The sequence below is a fragment of the Sphingomonas sp. R-74633 genome (genome assembly GCF_013416555.1).
Classification (GTDB): Bacteria; Pseudomonadota; Alphaproteobacteria; order Sphingomonadales; family Sphingomonadaceae; genus Sphingomonas.
The window spans coordinates 633,292-646,655 of sequence record NZ_JACCFG010000002.1 but is presented as its reverse complement, the minus strand read 5'-3'; the positions used below and the strand labels follow the sequence as shown (position 1 = coordinate 646,655).

At 65.1% G+C, this 13,364-nt stretch carries 17 protein-coding genes; 10 read left to right on the top strand and 7 right to left on the bottom strand.

Annotation, left to right across the window (positions count from 1 at the left end; genetic code table 11):
- Positions 1-5 precede the first annotated feature (5 nt).
- The gene (locus HZY97_RS09270) at positions 6-383 is read left to right on the top strand and encodes an endonuclease domain-containing protein (RefSeq protein WP_180142809.1); all 378 of its coding nucleotides are present in this window, start codon (positions 6-8) and stop codon (positions 381-383) included.
- Positions 384-454: 71 nt separating this feature from the next.
- On the opposite strand, the gene HZY97_RS09265 is transcribed toward HZY97_RS09270, so the two are convergent.
- Positions 455-718 (bottom strand): DUF2171 domain-containing protein, encoded by a 264-nt coding sequence (locus tag HZY97_RS09265; protein WP_180142807.1) that lies wholly within the window; start codon positions 716-718, stop codon positions 455-457.
- 101 nt (positions 719-819) lie between these two features.
- On the opposite strand from HZY97_RS09265, the gene HZY97_RS09260 reads away from it, so the two are divergent.
- The 7 genes from HZY97_RS09260 (at position 820) to HZY97_RS09230 (ending at position 5,411) form a co-directional block, all read left to right on the top strand.
- Complete coding sequence (locus HZY97_RS09260) at positions 820-1,164, top strand: hypothetical protein (protein WP_180142805.1); 345 nt, start codon at positions 820-822, stop codon at positions 1,162-1,164.
- Entirely contained in the window at positions 1,161-1,382 is a 222-nt protein-coding gene (locus HZY97_RS09255; protein ID WP_180142803.1) for a hypothetical protein, read from the top strand. Before HZY97_RS09260 ends, HZY97_RS09255 begins: the two co-directional genes overlap by 4 nt.
- Positions 1,379-1,882 (top strand): hypothetical protein, encoded by a 504-nt coding sequence (locus HZY97_RS09250; protein WP_180142801.1) that lies wholly within the window; start codon positions 1,379-1,381, stop codon positions 1,880-1,882. The genes HZY97_RS09255 and HZY97_RS09250 overlap by 4 nt, the downstream gene beginning before the upstream one ends.
- 20 nt (positions 1,883-1,902) lie before the next feature.
- Positions 1,903-2,961: a ribonucleotide-diphosphate reductase subunit beta gene (locus tag HZY97_RS09245; RefSeq protein ID WP_180142799.1), complete on the top strand. Its 1,059-nt coding sequence runs from the start codon at positions 1,903-1,905 to the stop codon at positions 2,959-2,961.
- 58 nt (positions 2,962-3,019) lie between these two features.
- The gene (locus HZY97_RS09240) at positions 3,020-4,081 is read left to right on the top strand and encodes a ParA family protein (RefSeq protein ID WP_180142798.1); all 1,062 of its coding nucleotides are present in this window, start codon (positions 3,020-3,022) and stop codon (positions 4,079-4,081) included.
- Positions 4,078-4,743 carry a hypothetical protein gene (locus tag HZY97_RS09235; RefSeq protein ID WP_180142796.1) on the top strand — a complete coding sequence of 222 codons (666 nt, stop codon included), beginning with the start codon at positions 4,078-4,080 and terminating at the stop codon, positions 4,741-4,743. The genes HZY97_RS09240 and HZY97_RS09235 overlap by 4 nt, the downstream gene beginning before the upstream one ends.
- Positions 4,744-4,826: 83 nt before the next feature.
- Positions 4,827-5,411, top strand: a complete 585-nt coding sequence (locus tag HZY97_RS09230; RefSeq protein ID WP_180142794.1) for a hypothetical protein — start codon at positions 4,827-4,829, stop codon at positions 5,409-5,411.
- A gap of 81 nt (positions 5,412-5,492) precedes the next feature.
- On the opposite strand, the gene HZY97_RS09225 is transcribed toward HZY97_RS09230, so the two are convergent.
- Both HZY97_RS09225 and HZY97_RS09220 read right to left on the bottom strand, forming a co-directional pair.
- Entirely contained in the window at positions 5,493-6,440 is a 948-nt protein-coding gene (locus HZY97_RS09225; RefSeq protein WP_180142792.1) for a lipase family protein, read from the bottom strand.
- Positions 6,441-6,635: 195 nt separating this feature from the next.
- Positions 6,636-7,121 carry a cytochrome c gene (locus HZY97_RS09220; protein ID WP_180142790.1) on the bottom strand — a complete coding sequence of 162 codons (486 nt, stop codon included), beginning with the start codon at positions 7,119-7,121 and terminating at the stop codon, positions 6,636-6,638.
- Between the two features lie 69 nt (positions 7,122-7,190).
- Between HZY97_RS09220 and HZY97_RS09215 the strand changes: the two genes are divergently transcribed.
- On the top strand, positions 7,191-7,463 hold the full coding sequence (locus HZY97_RS09215; RefSeq protein WP_180142788.1) for a hypothetical protein: 273 nt from the start codon (positions 7,191-7,193) through the stop codon (positions 7,461-7,463).
- Here HZY97_RS09215 and HZY97_RS09210 read toward each other — a convergent pair.
- From HZY97_RS09210 to HZY97_RS09200, 3 genes are read right to left on the bottom strand one after another with little or no spacing between them, the layout of a single operon-like run.
- Positions 7,460-9,523, bottom strand: coding sequence for a S9 family peptidase (locus HZY97_RS09210; protein ID WP_180142786.1), 2,064 nt, complete (start codon positions 9,521-9,523; stop codon positions 7,460-7,462). The two genes, HZY97_RS09215 and HZY97_RS09210, sit on opposite strands and share 4 nt — an antisense overlap.
- Before the next feature lie 51 nt (positions 9,524-9,574).
- Positions 9,575-10,384, bottom strand: coding sequence for a hypothetical protein (locus tag HZY97_RS09205; RefSeq protein WP_180142784.1), 810 nt, complete (start codon positions 10,382-10,384; stop codon positions 9,575-9,577).
- Positions 10,385-10,444: 60 nt separating this feature from the next.
- Entirely contained in the window at positions 10,445-11,605 is a 1,161-nt protein-coding gene (locus HZY97_RS09200; RefSeq protein WP_180142782.1) for an MFS transporter, read from the bottom strand.
- Between the two features lie 95 nt (positions 11,606-11,700).
- Here HZY97_RS09200 and HZY97_RS09195 point away from each other — a divergent pair, with 95 nt between their 5' ends.
- Positions 11,701-12,600, top strand: coding sequence for a LysR family transcriptional regulator (locus HZY97_RS09195; protein WP_180142780.1), 900 nt, complete (start codon positions 11,701-11,703; stop codon positions 12,598-12,600).
- On the opposite strand, the gene HZY97_RS09190 is transcribed toward HZY97_RS09195, so the two are convergent.
- On the bottom strand, positions 12,597-13,340 hold the full coding sequence (locus HZY97_RS09190) for an energy transducer TonB (RefSeq protein ID WP_180142778.1): 744 nt from the start codon (positions 13,338-13,340) through the stop codon (positions 12,597-12,599). The two genes, HZY97_RS09195 and HZY97_RS09190, sit on opposite strands and share 4 nt — an antisense overlap.
- Positions 13,341-13,364 lie beyond the last annotated feature (24 nt).

The window sequence follows — 13,364 nt, the reverse complement described above, 5'->3', positions numbered from 1 at the left end:
GGCAGATGCGCCTTTACGCGGACCAACCGATCGGAACGGTACCTCGCGCGCGGCAGCTCTGGCGCGAGGCGCCCGAGCCCGAGCGTCGGTTGCTCCGGGCGCTGCGTGAGGCCTTCCCGGCGCGCAAATGGCGGCATCAGGCTCCGGTCGGTCCGTTCTTTGCGGATATTCTATGCTTTTCGGAGGCTTTGGTGATTGAAGTGGACGGCGATACCCATGCCGATGCAGCGCAGCGCGACGCTGCCCGCACGGCGGTTATCGCTGCCGAGGGCCTCCGTGTGATCCGCTTCGCCAATGACGATGTGATCGGCAATCTCGACGGCGTGCTGGCTGCCGTTTCCTCTGCACTTGCTTCGGGCAAGGAAAAGGGCACCGCTGCGTGAACGACGCTGCCCTCACCCTTCCGGCGCTGCGCGCCTCCCTCCCTCTCCCGATGGGAGAGGGAAAGCGCGGCTCAGGCCTCTTCCTCGAAGATCTCGACCGCGACGTCCGCATTGGCCGAGAGGCGCACCTTGTCGCCCTCGACGCCGGCGACCAGGCCGATCGAGACATAATGATGGTGCCCGGCATGCGAGCCCTCGGCGCCTTCGATCTCGGCGCCGCTGTCCTTCTTGGTCAGCTTGATCCGGTCGCCCTCGACATGGTCGACAGTGCCGACATGCACGCCGTCGGCGCCGATCACTTCCATATGCTCCTGGATTGCACTCGCGTCGGTCATCTGCGTTCTCCTTGGGGGAATGGTTCGCACGCACAACGCGCGCGGCGGCGAAACGATGCAGGCCCGCGCACCATCTGTCACTCACCCGAAAGGGGGATCGCATGAAGCACTTCCGCGCACCCGTCCGCACGCTGGGCCTCGCCGCCTTCCTGCTGCTCGCCGCCTGCGCGAAGCAGCTGCCGAGCGCCGTCGAGCCCGCGGCGCCCGGCTTCCTGCTCGGCCTGTGGCACGGCTTCATCTTCCCGGTCGCGTGGTTCCTCTCGCTGATCGCGCCCGACGTCGCCGTCTACGCCGTGCCCAATAATGGCGGCTGGTACGACTTCGGCTATTTCCTCGGCATCTGCGTGTTCGGCGTCGGCGCCAATCGCGGGACCAAGGTGACCAAAATCGTCTACCGCGACCGCGTCGTCCGCCGCGGCGACACCACGGTGATCGACCACGAATGACGCGCAGCCTCGCCTTGATGGCCGGCATTGCCGGAGCCGCGGGTGCCGCGGGCCTCACCACCTTGGTGAAGCCCGAAGCCGCGCGCGCCCTGCTCCGCCTGCCGGAGGGCGAGGCCACGAGCTATGCGCTGCGCATCGCCGGCATGATGCTCTTCGCGCTCGGCCTGTTCCTCGGCGGCTTCGCGGCGGTATTCACGCTTGTGGGAAGCGCGGTATGAGCGCGCTTCCCTTCCTCCTCGCCGCGCTGGTCGCCGGCGCCGTGTTCCTGGTGGCCGGCTGGCTGGTCTCCCGCCTACTCGAACCGCTGCTCGGTCCGGAGGCGCGCGTCGCCCGGCTCAGCCAGCGCCGCGCAGAGCGCCTCGCCGGCGATCCGGACCGCTATTTCGAGGAGCTGCGCAGCATCGACGCCACGCTCGCCCAGTTCGAGGCGCAGGCCGCGCATCCCCGGCAGAACTGGTTTGCCCTGCCGCTGGTGCTGTTGCTGCCGTTCATGATGCTGTGCTTCGGCATGCTGGTGCTTCGCCTCGCCTTGCCGCTGCCCGCGCTGGGGCTGGGCGAGGCGCCGCGCTGGAGCGAGATCGTCACGCCGGGCGTCTGGCTGCTCCTCGGCCTGCGCTACCTGGTCGCTCCCGGCTTCGAAAACGCCCGTACCATGCGCATCACCGGTTTGGTCTTCGTCGGGTTGTTCCTGGCCTTCTTCGCTTTCAAAATCCTCTAGTTCGTCACGGAGTAATCCCCATGCCGCTTCTCGAAGCCCGCAAAACCTACAAGCCCTTCGAATATCCCTGGGCGTTCGAGTTCTGGAAGCGCCAGCAGCAGATCCATTGGCTGCCCGAGGAAGTGCCGCTCGGCGAGGATTGCCGCGACTGGGCGCAGAAGCTCACCGATCATGAGCGCAACCTGCTCACCCAGATCTTCCGCTTCTTCACCCAGGCCGATGTCGAGGTGCAGGATTGCTACCACGAGAAATATGGCCGCGTGTTCAAGCCGACCGAGATCAAGATGATGCTGACCGCGTTCAGCAACATGGAGACGGTCCACATCGCCGCCTATTCGCACCTGCTCGACACGATCGGCATGCCCGAGACCGAATATGCCGCCTTCCTCCAGTACAAGGAGATGAAGGACAAGCACGACTATCTCGCCACCTTCGGCGTCGACACCGATGAGGACATCGCCAAGACGCTCGCCATGTTCGGCGGCTTCACCGAGGGGCTGCAGCTCTTCGCCTCGTTCGCGATGCTGATGAACTTCCCGCGCTTCAACAAGATGAAGGGCATGGGCCAGATCGTGTCCTGGTCGGTGCGCGACGAAAGCCTGCACTGCGAGGGCATCATCAAGATGTTCCACGCCTTCTGCAAGGAGCGCAACTGCCTCACCCCGTCGGTCCGCGACGACATTCTCGACATGTGCCAGAAGACCGTGCGCATCGAGGACGCGTTCATCGACCTCGTCTTCGAGATGGGCCCGGTCAACGGCATGACCCCCAAGGAGATCAAGAAGTACGTCCGCTACATCGCGGACTGGCGCCTGGGCCAGCTCGGCCTCAAGCCGATCTACATGATCGAGGAGCACCCGCTCCCCTGGCTCGCCCCGCTGCTCAACGGCGTCGAGCACGCCAATTTCTTCGAGACCCGCGCGACCGAATATTCGAAGGCAGCGACCCGCGGCAATTGGGGCGAGGTCTGGGACAGCTTCGACAAGCGCCAGAAGGCGAAGGCCCCGGTGGCGAATGAGGACGGCGCCGGCGAGGGCGGGCCGGACATGTTCTCGAAGGCGGGGATTGCGGCGGAGTAAGTACCAATTTAGACCCCTCGCAGATAAGTAGGTAAGCAATCTACCTGCGGGGGGCAACATGCACGCTATAACGTTGTATAATCATAAGGGTGGGGTTTCAAAAACTACCACGACGTTTAATCTTGCATATCTTCTTGCGAGTAGGGGCAATAAGGTTCTTGTCATTGATGCCGATCCACAGTGCAATCTGACAGAGCTTCTAATTTCCCAAGTAATTCAGCAGGCTGACGAGGCCGAGGCTGAAACCGGTGAACCGCAGCCCCTTCCTGGATCGACGATTCTAGACGCATTGCGGCCAAGAATTGACGGCGACGTGCCAGAGGTTGACGTAGATACCGTCCAATTGATCAGCGTTACTGATAACATCCTTCTTTTGCGGGGCGATGTAAATTTAAGCGATATCGAAGACTCGTTGGCTGAGGCTCACACGCAAAGGTTCTCGAATAAGACTCATGAGAAGCGTACTTACGTTGCTCTAGGGTCGTTTTTCGAACGGCTCGCTGCCAAGCATGAAATTGATTTTGTTCTTATCGACGTGGGGCCAAGTTCTGGCGCTCTTACAAGGGCATGTTTTCTGGTATGCGACGCGTTCTTCGTCCCATCGATGCCGGACCGCTTTAACGTCCAAGCGATCGGAACACTTTCCACACTTCTTAACCGATGGATATCTGAGCACCAGCAGATAGTTCCCAGCTTCATCGAGCAAGGCCTCCCAGTTCGGCCCGGGCGCCCGGAATTCCTGGGGATAATATCCCAGAACTTCAAAATGATGAGTGGTAAACCAAAGAAAAGCTATGATCTCTGGATTTCGAGAATGCCGGGAAGATTTGAGGAAAAACTTAAACCAGTCCTCGATAATGTTATCCCTGGCGTCTCTCTTTCAGGAGGAATGACGGCCGCAAACTGCATTGTTGCAAAGATTCCAGATTTTGTCGGGCTCGCGCCCTTGATGCAAGAAACCGGGAAACCTGTATTTGGAATCGAGAAGGCTGATACAAAAATAATCAACGATGGTGTGCCGTGGCAGGGTAATGTCTGGGCTCAAGCGCAGGATCGTATGGAAAAATATAAAACTGAACTCGGGCACCTCGCGAACAAAGTCGAGGATCTTCGACTGTGATCAGTTTCAGCTTTGTCGGGTTTATAGATATACTGGGATTTAGCGATCTTGTTATAAGGGATTGCGAGAGCGCGGCTCCCGGGGAAATGCACCTTCCTAGTCTGAAAAGTGCGATTCATGCGGCGCTAGCAATTGCGGAGGCCGCAGAGGCTCGTATATCTCAGTTCTCAGACAGTATAGTCGTCGCGGCTCCATTTTATCCTGAGGCTGGAAAACTTGAGCAATTTCTTGTGCTGTCCAAGGAATTGCAGGCAAATCTATTTAAGGCTGGGATACTATGCCGGGGGGGTGTGAGTCATGGAAGGCACTTCCACGACGAGACTATATTATTTAGTCAAGGATTAATTGAGGCATATCAGCTTGAGAGCGCTGTTGCTAGGAACCCTAGGATAATCATATCTTTGGACACGCTAGACCTTATTTATCCTTCTGGGAAAATTTCAGATATACTTCTACTTGACGATGATGGTCTTCCGTTCATTGATTTCGCCTCAGGGATATCGGAGGCTGAACTAAATGATATCATGCTTAAATTTCGACCTATGCTAAAGACAGAGAACGCGAGCATTCGTTCAAAAATTGCATGGTTGTTCCGCTATATTAACTTCTGTTTTCCGGCGATCGATTTGCCGGAAGAGATACAAATGCGAACGGCAGTTTGAGTACGGCAGAAACACCCTGTCCTACACGAACCAATATGGTTATCTAGCCCGACTCTCTTCAAACCAAGGAAGGAGTCGACACCATGCACCACCAGCCGATCCAGCCGGAAGCCCCGGCCGATCCGCTCGCGGACTATATCCCGGTAACGCTCAGCCCCCGCCATGACGGCTGGACCGCCGAGCGCCAGCGGATCTTCCTCACTGCGCTCGCCGAGACCGGCTGCATTTCCGACGCCTGCAAGGCCGCCGGCGTCACGGCGCGCTCGGCCTATCGGTTGCGGCACCGGGCCGATGCGGATGCCTTTGCGCGGGCCTGGGACGATGCGCTGCTCGCCTCGGTCTCGCGCCTCGCCGCGCTGGCGTTCGAGCGGGCGACCTATGGTTCGACGCGCGAGCTGTGGAAGAATGGCGCGCTGGTCGCCGAGAGCCGCGAGCCTTCGGACAAGCTGCTGATGTTCCTGCTCCAGCATCTGCGCAGCGAGTGGTTCCGCCCGAAGAAGGCGACATCGAATTCGCCGAGCCGGGGCGCCTGGGGCCGCTTCAATGCATTGCTGGACGAGCTGGCCGACAATGGCGAGCCGGCTGATCCGCTGCTTGCCCGGCATTATGAGCCCGAGCCGCCGCAGACGCTGCCCGATCCGCTGGGCGAGGCGGATGAGGAATGGTGAGCGCGTCATGCCCCTCGCGCGCGTGCCCGCGCGTGAGTGTCGTGACTTTCGTGACTTTCGGCGCCGAAACCGGCCCTCCGATCAGGCCCGCTTGCGCGCCCGGCCCTCGCCATGATCGCACAGGCTTTCGCCGTCGCAGATCAGCCGGTCATAGCCGCTGCCCGGGCAGATGGCGTGCGCGGTCAGGATCGCCGGGGTCAGTGCCTCGAGGCCGATGCCGCGCCGGTCGAGCAGGCGCTTCACCGGGCGGCGCGAGCCGACCCAGGCCTGATGCCCGGCCTTCACCGCCGGCGGCGGCGTCACCAGCAGGCCGACCGGGCGGTAATCGCCCGTGGCGAGCTTGGGGAACACGCCGCGCGCGATCTTGCGCGCCCAGCCCGGCGTATTGGGGCTGAGCGGCAGATGGGGGACGACATCGCCCGGCATCTCGTAGCGCAGGCAGGCGATGCGGGTCCGGTCATAGCTGGCGGCGAAATCGGCATTGCCGGCGCGCGCCGCGGCGATCGTCGCCACGCTCACCGGCACGTCGCTCCATTCGCCGACGCTCGCCGCGCGCATCGCGGCAAGGTTGGCGAGCGCGCCGCCCTTCGAATGGCCGGTCACGAAGATATGGCGCCGTGCCTTGCGGTCGAGCAGGCTCTGGTCGAGCATCGCCTGGATCGCGGTGCGCACGCCGGGGCCCGAGCCCGCGTCGCTCCACAGCCGGCGCATCGATTCGGCAAAGCCGAAATGTACGCCGCCGCCATAATGCGAATCCTCGATGCACAGCGAAAAGGCATCGTTCAGCCAGTCGAGCACGACGTCCCAGCCGTCATGCGCGCTGCCGAAGAAGGGGGGAAGCGAGCCGCGGAATGCCACGACCACGCCCTCGGCAGTGCGGCCGACCAGTGCCTGGTCGATCTGGCGCTGGCCAAGCGCGGTTTCGCGGCGCACGACGAAGGGCGCCTCGAGCCAGCCGACATTGCGGCCCTGGACCAGCATGGCGGGCTGATAGGCCTGGCTCGATGCGTAGAGCAGGCGGCGTTTCATGCAATCGTGCATCGGCATTACTCCCCGAACCATCGTCCCTTGCCCCGGGCGACAGTGCACAAGCAATTATGGTTAACACCGCTCCGTAGAATCGCGAAGCGGCGCTTTCGGGAGGCTGAACGGGCGCCGGGCCGGATCGGGACGCGCGGGACAGCGTTCCGATCCGGGACGGCGATGCCGGAAGCGGCGCCGCGTCTAGTGGCTCTGCGGCTTGCGATAGGTGTCGTGGCACGCCTTGCACGTGCCGCCGACCACGGCGAACTGCGCCGCGAAGCCGGGCTTGTCGCCGGCCTTGGCGAGATCGGCGAGCTTGGTCGCGGCCGCGGCATAGTCCGCTGCCTTGGCCTCGAAGCCGGCACGGTCGCTCCAGATCACCGGCAGCGCCTCGGAATTGGCGGCGGTGCTGCCGGCGGGGAACATGCCCGGGATAGCCTTGGCCCAGCCGGCGAGCGAGCGTGCGGCAAAGCCCAGCGTCTTGGGTTCGTCGCCGCGGTCGACGCCCGCCTTGATCTGGCCGAACAGCGCGGCGGAGAGCAGGAAAGCCGCCTGGCGCCCGGCGATCACGTCGGCGGTCGGGTCGGCGGCGGCGATGGGGGCGACGGCGTGGCTGCTGCGGGCCGTGGCGGCGGCGGAAACGAACAGCGCCGCGGCGGCGCCGAGTGCGAGCATATGGGTGCGCATGGTCTTCTCCCTTGGTCGGAGGCGCACAGGCTAGGCCTGCGCGGGCTGGCCCGCAACGGCGAAGCAACCTTGTCCGAAATGGAGAGGGTTGCCGCCGAAACGGAGCAAGGATCGCCTATCCTGCCGGACGTGGCAGACGGCGAAGCTCCTCGGGTCGAACATGCGTGCGAGCGTTGCGGCGGCATTGCCGTCACCCGCGACGCCTGGGCCGAATGGGACGTCAGTTCCCAGGCCTGGGTGCTCAGCGAAACGTTCGATTTCGCCTTCTGCCACCAATGCCACCGCGAGACGCGGCTGGTGGTGCGGGCGGTGGCGGCAGGTGGACGGGAGGGCGGCGGCTAGGCGGTCACGCCCAGCTGCCACAGGACAAAGGCATTTTCCTCCGCGGCTTCCTTCAGGCTCTCCCACCGGCCCGATTTGCCGCCGTGCCCGGCGCCCATATTGGTCTTGAGGACGAGGATGTTGGAGTCGGTCTTGGTCGCGCGGAGCTTGGCGGCCCATTTCGCCGGCTCCCAATAGGTGACCCGCGGATCGTTGAGCCCGCCCGAGATGAACAACGGCGGATAGGCCTGGGCGGAGACGTTGTCGTACGGCGAATAGGAGCGGATCAGCGTGAAGGCATCGGCGTCCTCCACCGGATTGCCCCATTCGGGCCATTCGCCCGGGGTTAGCGGCAGGCTCTCGTCGAGCATGGTGTTGAGCACGTCGACGAACGGCACATCGGCGACGACGACGCCCCACAGATCGGGGTCGGAGTTGACCACCGCGCCCATCAGCTCGCCGCCCGCCGAGCGACCGGCGATGGCGATGCCGCCCTTATGGGTGAAGCCTTTGTCGATCAGTCCCTTGGCGACGTCGACAAAGTCGTTGAACGTGTTGTTCCGCTTCTCGAGCTTGCCGTCGAGATACCATTGCTGGCCCAGATCGTCGCCGCCGCGGATATGGGCAATGGCGAAGGCGACGCCGCGGTCGAGGAAGGAGATGCGGCTGGTCGAGAAGCCCGGCGGAATGGCGTAGCCATAGGCGCCATAGGCGTAGAGGTAGAGCTTGCCGGTCCCGTCCCTGGGGAAGTCCTTGGGATAGACGATCGACACCGGCACCTCGGTGCCGTCGCGGGCCGCGATCTTGAGGCGTTCGGTGCGGTATTTGCTCCCGTCATAGCCCGACGGGATCTCCTGCACCTTCAGCGTCTCGAGCGTCCCGTCGGCGACGGTATAGTCGAACACGGTGCCCGGGGTGACCATCGACTCATAGCCGATGCGCAGCTTGTCCATCGCGTATTCGGGATTGTCGCCCAGCCCGGCGACATAGCTCGCCTCGGGGAAGGCCAGCCGGGTCGGAGCGATGGCCGGGTCGTAGCGATGCAGCTCGATCGCATCGAGCCCGTCCTCGCGCCCCTCGACGATGAAATAGTCGGCGAAGCAAGTGACGCCGGTCATGTAGAAATGCTTGGACGGCCCGATCCGCTCGACCCATTCGCCGGGGTTGTCGACCGAAGCGGTGACCAGCCGGAACTGCGGGTCGGTGTCGTTGGTGTGGATGAACAAAGTGCCGTCATGCTCGTCGACATCATATTCGCGGCCCGGCTTGCGGGGCGACACGCAGACCATCGGCTTCGACGGATCGGCGGGGTCGAGCAGATAGACTTCGCTCGTCACATGGTCGCCGGTCGAGAGCAGCAGATACTTCCGCGACTGGGTCTCGCCCACCCCGACGCGGTAGCCTTCATCGGCTTCCTTGAAGAGCTCGACGTCCTTCTCGATCGGCTCGCCCAGCTTGTGCCAGCGGGCATTGTCGGTCCGCCAATTCTCGTTGGCGAGGCCGTAGAGGAAGCCCTTCGAGTCCGAAGTCCACACGATCTCGGAAAGCATGCCGGGGATCACGTCCGCCAGCAGCGCACCGCTCGCCAGGTCCTTCACCCGAACCTCGAACCGCTCCGAGCCATTATCGTCCACCGCATAGGCAAGCAGCTTGCCGTCGGGGCTCACCGAAAAGGCGCCGAGCCGGAAATATTCCTTATCCTTGGCCAGCGCCGGCTCGTCGAGGATCATCACGTCCTCGCCGCCGCTGACGGGCTTGCGCCACCAGCGCGGATATTCGCCGCCGGTCTCGTAATCGGTCCAGTAGAGCCAGTCGCCGTCCTTTTGCGGGACCGAGGATTCATCCTCCTTGATCCGCCCGCGCATCTCCTTGAACAGCGTGTCGCTGAGCGGCTTCAACGGCTCCATCACTTTCTCGAAGAAGCTATTCTCCTCCTCGAGATAGGCGAGCACGTCCTTGTCGGTGACGGTCGGATAGGCGGGGTCCTTGAGCCAGGCCCAGGGATCCTCGATCGTGACACCGTGTGCGGTGAAGCTGTGGGGGCGGGTGGCGGCGACGGGCGGCTTGGGAAGATCGGTCATCCGCTTTCCTTTAGCCTAGCCGGGCCGTCTGTCGAACCCCGCGGCAGGCGATCACCCGCGGCCGGGCCGCTTGACCACCATCACCCGGAACGCCGCGGCCCCCTTCACCGGAGCGCCCGCCGGGTTCTTCGCCGGGGTGAACAGCCTCTGCCCGATCAGCGGCGTGCAGCCGGCCTTCTCCGCCGGGTCATTCGCCTTGGCCTCGTCGCGCCTGCAGCTTTCGATGCTGCCGTCGGCCGCGATGACGACATGGTAGAGATAGTCGATGCCCATCGCGCTGGAGGTGGCGGCGACGCCCATCAGCTGGCCATTGCTGAGCCAATGGTCGCGATCCTTGAGCGCGACCGGGCGCGTGCCGCCCGGCGCGAACTGGGCGGGATCGGCGCCCCATTCGGCAAGCTGGTCGTCGATGCACTGGCGCAGCGCCGCAACTGCGCTGGCGGCGCGCGGCACCTCGAAGCTGGCGAAGCTGTTCGTGCCGCTGCCTACGCTCACGCTGCGCGCCGCCGCGAAGCTGTCGAGCATCGCCGGCTTGAACGGCGCGACCTGCAGCGTCGGCCCGGCGGCGAGCCGGCCGAGCGGCGTCGCGGTCGCCTCGATCGGCGCGGTGCCGTCGAAGCGCATCTGCACGGTGAAGCGTGCATCCCTGGCGCGGTCGGGGACATCCTTGCCGCTCACTACCACGGCGAACTCATCGGTGCCGGGCGCCGTCCGCACCCCGAGCAACGCGGGCGAGTCGCCCTGGACGCCGCGGAACAGCGAGCATTCGGCCGGCGCGACCTTCACTTCCCATTTGCCGGTGTTCTGCGCCTGTGCGGCAAGCGGCGCGAACAGCGTCGCGGTCAACATAATGCGGATCATGGCAAAGCCCCCTTTGCGAAACCGGCAGTCTCCGCAATCGACCGCCGGCACGCAAGGGGTTCAGGCGAGCGCCGGCCGCCGCCGCGCCAGCTTGGGCGCGAACACCATCGCCAGTCCGGCCAGCGCCATCGCGGCGCCGGCAAGCGACACTGCCGGATAGCCGAGCCCCTCGCGGATCACTTCGCCGCCCAGCGCCGCGCCGATCGCATTGCCCAGGTTGAACGCGCCGATGTTCATCGCCGAGGCGAGGTTGGGCGCCTCGTGCGCGGCGTCCATCACCCGCATCTGCAGCGGCGGCACCAGCGCGAAGCTGGCGGCACCCCAGAGCGGCAGCATGACCATCGCCAGCGGCAGCGAGAACATGCCGAAGGCGAACGCCACCAGCAGCACCGCCAGTGCCGCCATCATGGTGATCAGCGCCTTGTCGACCGACTTGTCGGCATAGCGCCCGCCCAGCCAGTTGCCGGCGGTCAGCCCGATGCCGAACAGCACCAGCGCGGCGGTCACCCAACCGGTCGAGGCGTGCGAGGCCTCGCGCAGGATCGGCGCGATGTAGGTGAACACGGTGAACATCGCGCTGAACCCGACCATGGTCAGGGCAAGCGCGAACAGAACCGGGCCGCGGCCGAGCACGCGCAGCTCGGCCATCATGTCGGCATCCTTCGAGCCGGGGAGGGCGGGGACGAAGAGGCGCAGCGCGATCATCGTGACCACGCCGATCGCCGCGATCCCGGCGAATACCGCGCGCCAGCCGAACGCCTCGCCCGCCCAGGTGGCGAGCGGCACGCCGCCGATCGTCGCGATCGTCAGGCCCATGAACATCGTTGCGATCGCGCCGGCACGGCGCTCGGGCGCGACCAGCCCGGCGGCGACCACGGATCCGACGCCGAAGAACGCACCGTGATTGAACGAAGTGACGATCCGCGCCGCCATCAGCATCGCATAGCTGTCCGAGACCGCCGCCAGCAAATTGCCGAGCGTGAAGATGCCCGCGAGCGCGATCAGCAAGGTGCGGCGTGGGACCCGCCCGGTGGTCAGCGTCATCAGCGGCGCGCCGATCAGCACGCCGATCGCATAGGCGCTGACCAGCAGCCCGGCGGTGGGGATCGAGACGCCCAGGTCGCCGGCAATCACGGGCAACAAGCCCATCGGGGTGAATTCGGTGACGCCGATGCCAAAGGCACCGATGGCGAGCGCGGTAAGGGCGAGGCGGGGACTCATGGCAGGCTCCGATTTATGCAGCTGCGTAAATGGACTGTGCCTCCGCCTTCCGGTAGATACCCAAAAGGGGAAGCATCTATGCGCTGGAATCACGAATGAGCCGTACCCATGCGGATCGCTCGGGCGAGATGGAGATCTTCGTCACGGCCGTGCGCGAGGGCAGCCTGTCCGCCGCCGCGCGCCGGCTCGACCTCACCCCGTCGGCGGTGAGCCGCGCGCTGGCCAGGATCGAGGCGCGGCTCGGCGTCCGCCTGATCACCCGCACCACGCGGCGGCTGGTGCTGACGCCCGAGGGCGATGCCTATCTCCACGCCGCCCAGCGCATCCTCGCCGACATCGCCGAGGTCGAGGGCGAGCTGGCCGACCAGGCCTCGCCGCGCGGTCGCCTTCGGGTCAGTGCCTCGCTCGCGCATGGCCGGCTGTCGATCGTGCCGTTGCTCGGCGAATTCGTCGCGCGCTATCCCGAGATACTGGTCGACATCAGCCTGAGCGACATGCTCGAGGATGTCGCCGGCGGCCGCGCCGATGTCGCGATCCGCTTCGGGCCTCTGGCCGACAGCCTGCTGACGGCGCGCAAGATCGGCGAAACGGGCCGGTCCATCGTTGCTTCGCCCGCCTATCTCGCCCGCCACGGCACACCCCGGGTCCCCGAGGACCTCCATGCGCACAATTGCCTCAACTTCAACTTCCGCCGCGCCGAGCCGGTCTGGCCCTTTCGCCAGGATGGGCGCGACTATGCGCTGCCGGTGGGCGGCAATATCGAGGCGAACAATGGCGAGACGCTCGTCCAGCTCGCGCTCGACGGGGTCGGTATCGCCCGTGTCGGTAGCTTCAACGTGGCCGACCATATCGCCGCGGGGCGCCTCTTGGCGCTGCTCGAGCCGTTCAACCCCGGCGACCGCGAGGACATCCATGCGCTCTATGTCGGCGGTGCCACGCGCCCGGCGCGAGTGCGGGTGTTCGTCGATTTCCTGGTGGAGAAGCTGGGGCGCTAGCGGTCCGGCCGGTCGTAGAGCTGCCACTCCTGCTCACCCGTCACCACATCGGCATAGGGCCTGCCGCGCACATCGCGGCTGGGTTCGTAGCGGAAGCGCTTGAGGATCAGCCGGCAGGTCGTCTCGTCGAGATCGGCATTGCCGCTCGATCGCGTCACCCGGCAATCGCTCGGGCGTCCGTCCACGCCGACGGTGAAGCGCATTGCGACCGTCCCCTGCGCGCCCGCCTCCGCCGCCGCCTTGGGATAGTCGCGCCCGGTGATGTCGCCGCGGAGCAGCCGCAGGATCGTGCCGCCACCGCCGCCCGCGCCATTTCCGCGACCGCCGCTTCCGGTGCCGTCGCCGACACCGCCTGCGCCGGTGCCCGGCCCTGCGATCGGCGCATTGCCCGAGCTGGCGTCGTTCCCCTGCGCCGGCTTGGGCGCGGCGGGCAAAGGCGGCGGCGTTGGAGCGGAGACCGGCGCAACGATTTCGGTGGCGCGCGAAACCTTGTTGGGGGGCGAGGCCTTGCCTTCTTCCTTGGGTGCCTGCGGCTTGGGTTTGGGTGCCACCTCGGGTTCGGGAGGGGGAGGCGGTGGTATCGTGAAGCGCAGCAGCTGCAACGCCGGCACCTGCGCGCCGCCGATGCGCACGGTCAGTCCGCTCAGCAGCAGCCAGCCAAGCAACGCGACCATGGCCAGCGCACCAAATGCGCCGCCCAGCCGCTCGCGCGGCGTAGAGATGCCAGCCTGCCGGTCCATCTCCTTTCAATGCCTTGTCAGGGC

Coding starts and splice junctions, on each gene's coding strand:
- HZY97_RS09250 (WP_180142801.1), top strand. CDS start 1,379: ATGAGCGCGCTTCCCTTCCTCCTCGCCGCGCTGGTCGCCGGCGCCGTG.
- HZY97_RS09205 (WP_180142784.1), bottom strand. CDS start 10,384: ATGATCCGCATTATGTTGACCGCGACGCTGTTCGCGCCGCTTGCCGCA.
- HZY97_RS09225 (WP_180142792.1), bottom strand. CDS start 6,440: ATGAAACGCCGCCTGCTCTACGCATCGAGCCAGGCCTATCAGCCCGCC.
- HZY97_RS09200 (WP_180142782.1), bottom strand. CDS start 11,605: ATGAGTCCCCGCCTCGCCCTTACCGCGCTCGCCATCGGTGCCTTTGGC.
- HZY97_RS09210 (WP_180142786.1), bottom strand. CDS start 9,523: ATGACCGATCTTCCCAAGCCGCCCGTCGCCGCCACCCGCCCCCACAGC.
- HZY97_RS09260 (WP_180142805.1), top strand. CDS start 820: ATGAAGCACTTCCGCGCACCCGTCCGCACGCTGGGCCTCGCCGCCTTC.
- HZY97_RS09230 (WP_180142794.1), top strand. CDS start 4,827: ATGCACCACCAGCCGATCCAGCCGGAAGCCCCGGCCGATCCGCTCGCG.
- HZY97_RS09220 (WP_180142790.1), bottom strand. CDS start 7,121: ATGCGCACCCATATGCTCGCACTCGGCGCCGCCGCGGCGCTGTTCGTT.
- HZY97_RS09240 (WP_180142798.1), top strand. CDS start 3,020: ATGCACGCTATAACGTTGTATAATCATAAGGGTGGGGTTTCAAAAACT.
- HZY97_RS09265 (WP_180142807.1), bottom strand. CDS start 718: ATGACCGACGCGAGTGCAATCCAGGAGCATATGGAAGTGATCGGCGCC.
- HZY97_RS09270 (WP_180142809.1), top strand. CDS start 6: ATGCGCCTTTACGCGGACCAACCGATCGGAACGGTACCTCGCGCGCGG.
- HZY97_RS09255 (WP_180142803.1), top strand. CDS start 1,161: ATGACGCGCAGCCTCGCCTTGATGGCCGGCATTGCCGGAGCCGCGGGT.
- HZY97_RS09245 (WP_180142799.1), top strand. CDS start 1,903: ATGCCGCTTCTCGAAGCCCGCAAAACCTACAAGCCCTTCGAATATCCC.
- HZY97_RS09190 (WP_180142778.1), bottom strand. CDS start 13,340: ATGGACCGGCAGGCTGGCATCTCTACGCCGCGCGAGCGGCTGGGCGGC.
- HZY97_RS09195 (WP_180142780.1), top strand. CDS start 11,701: ATGAGCCGTACCCATGCGGATCGCTCGGGCGAGATGGAGATCTTCGTC.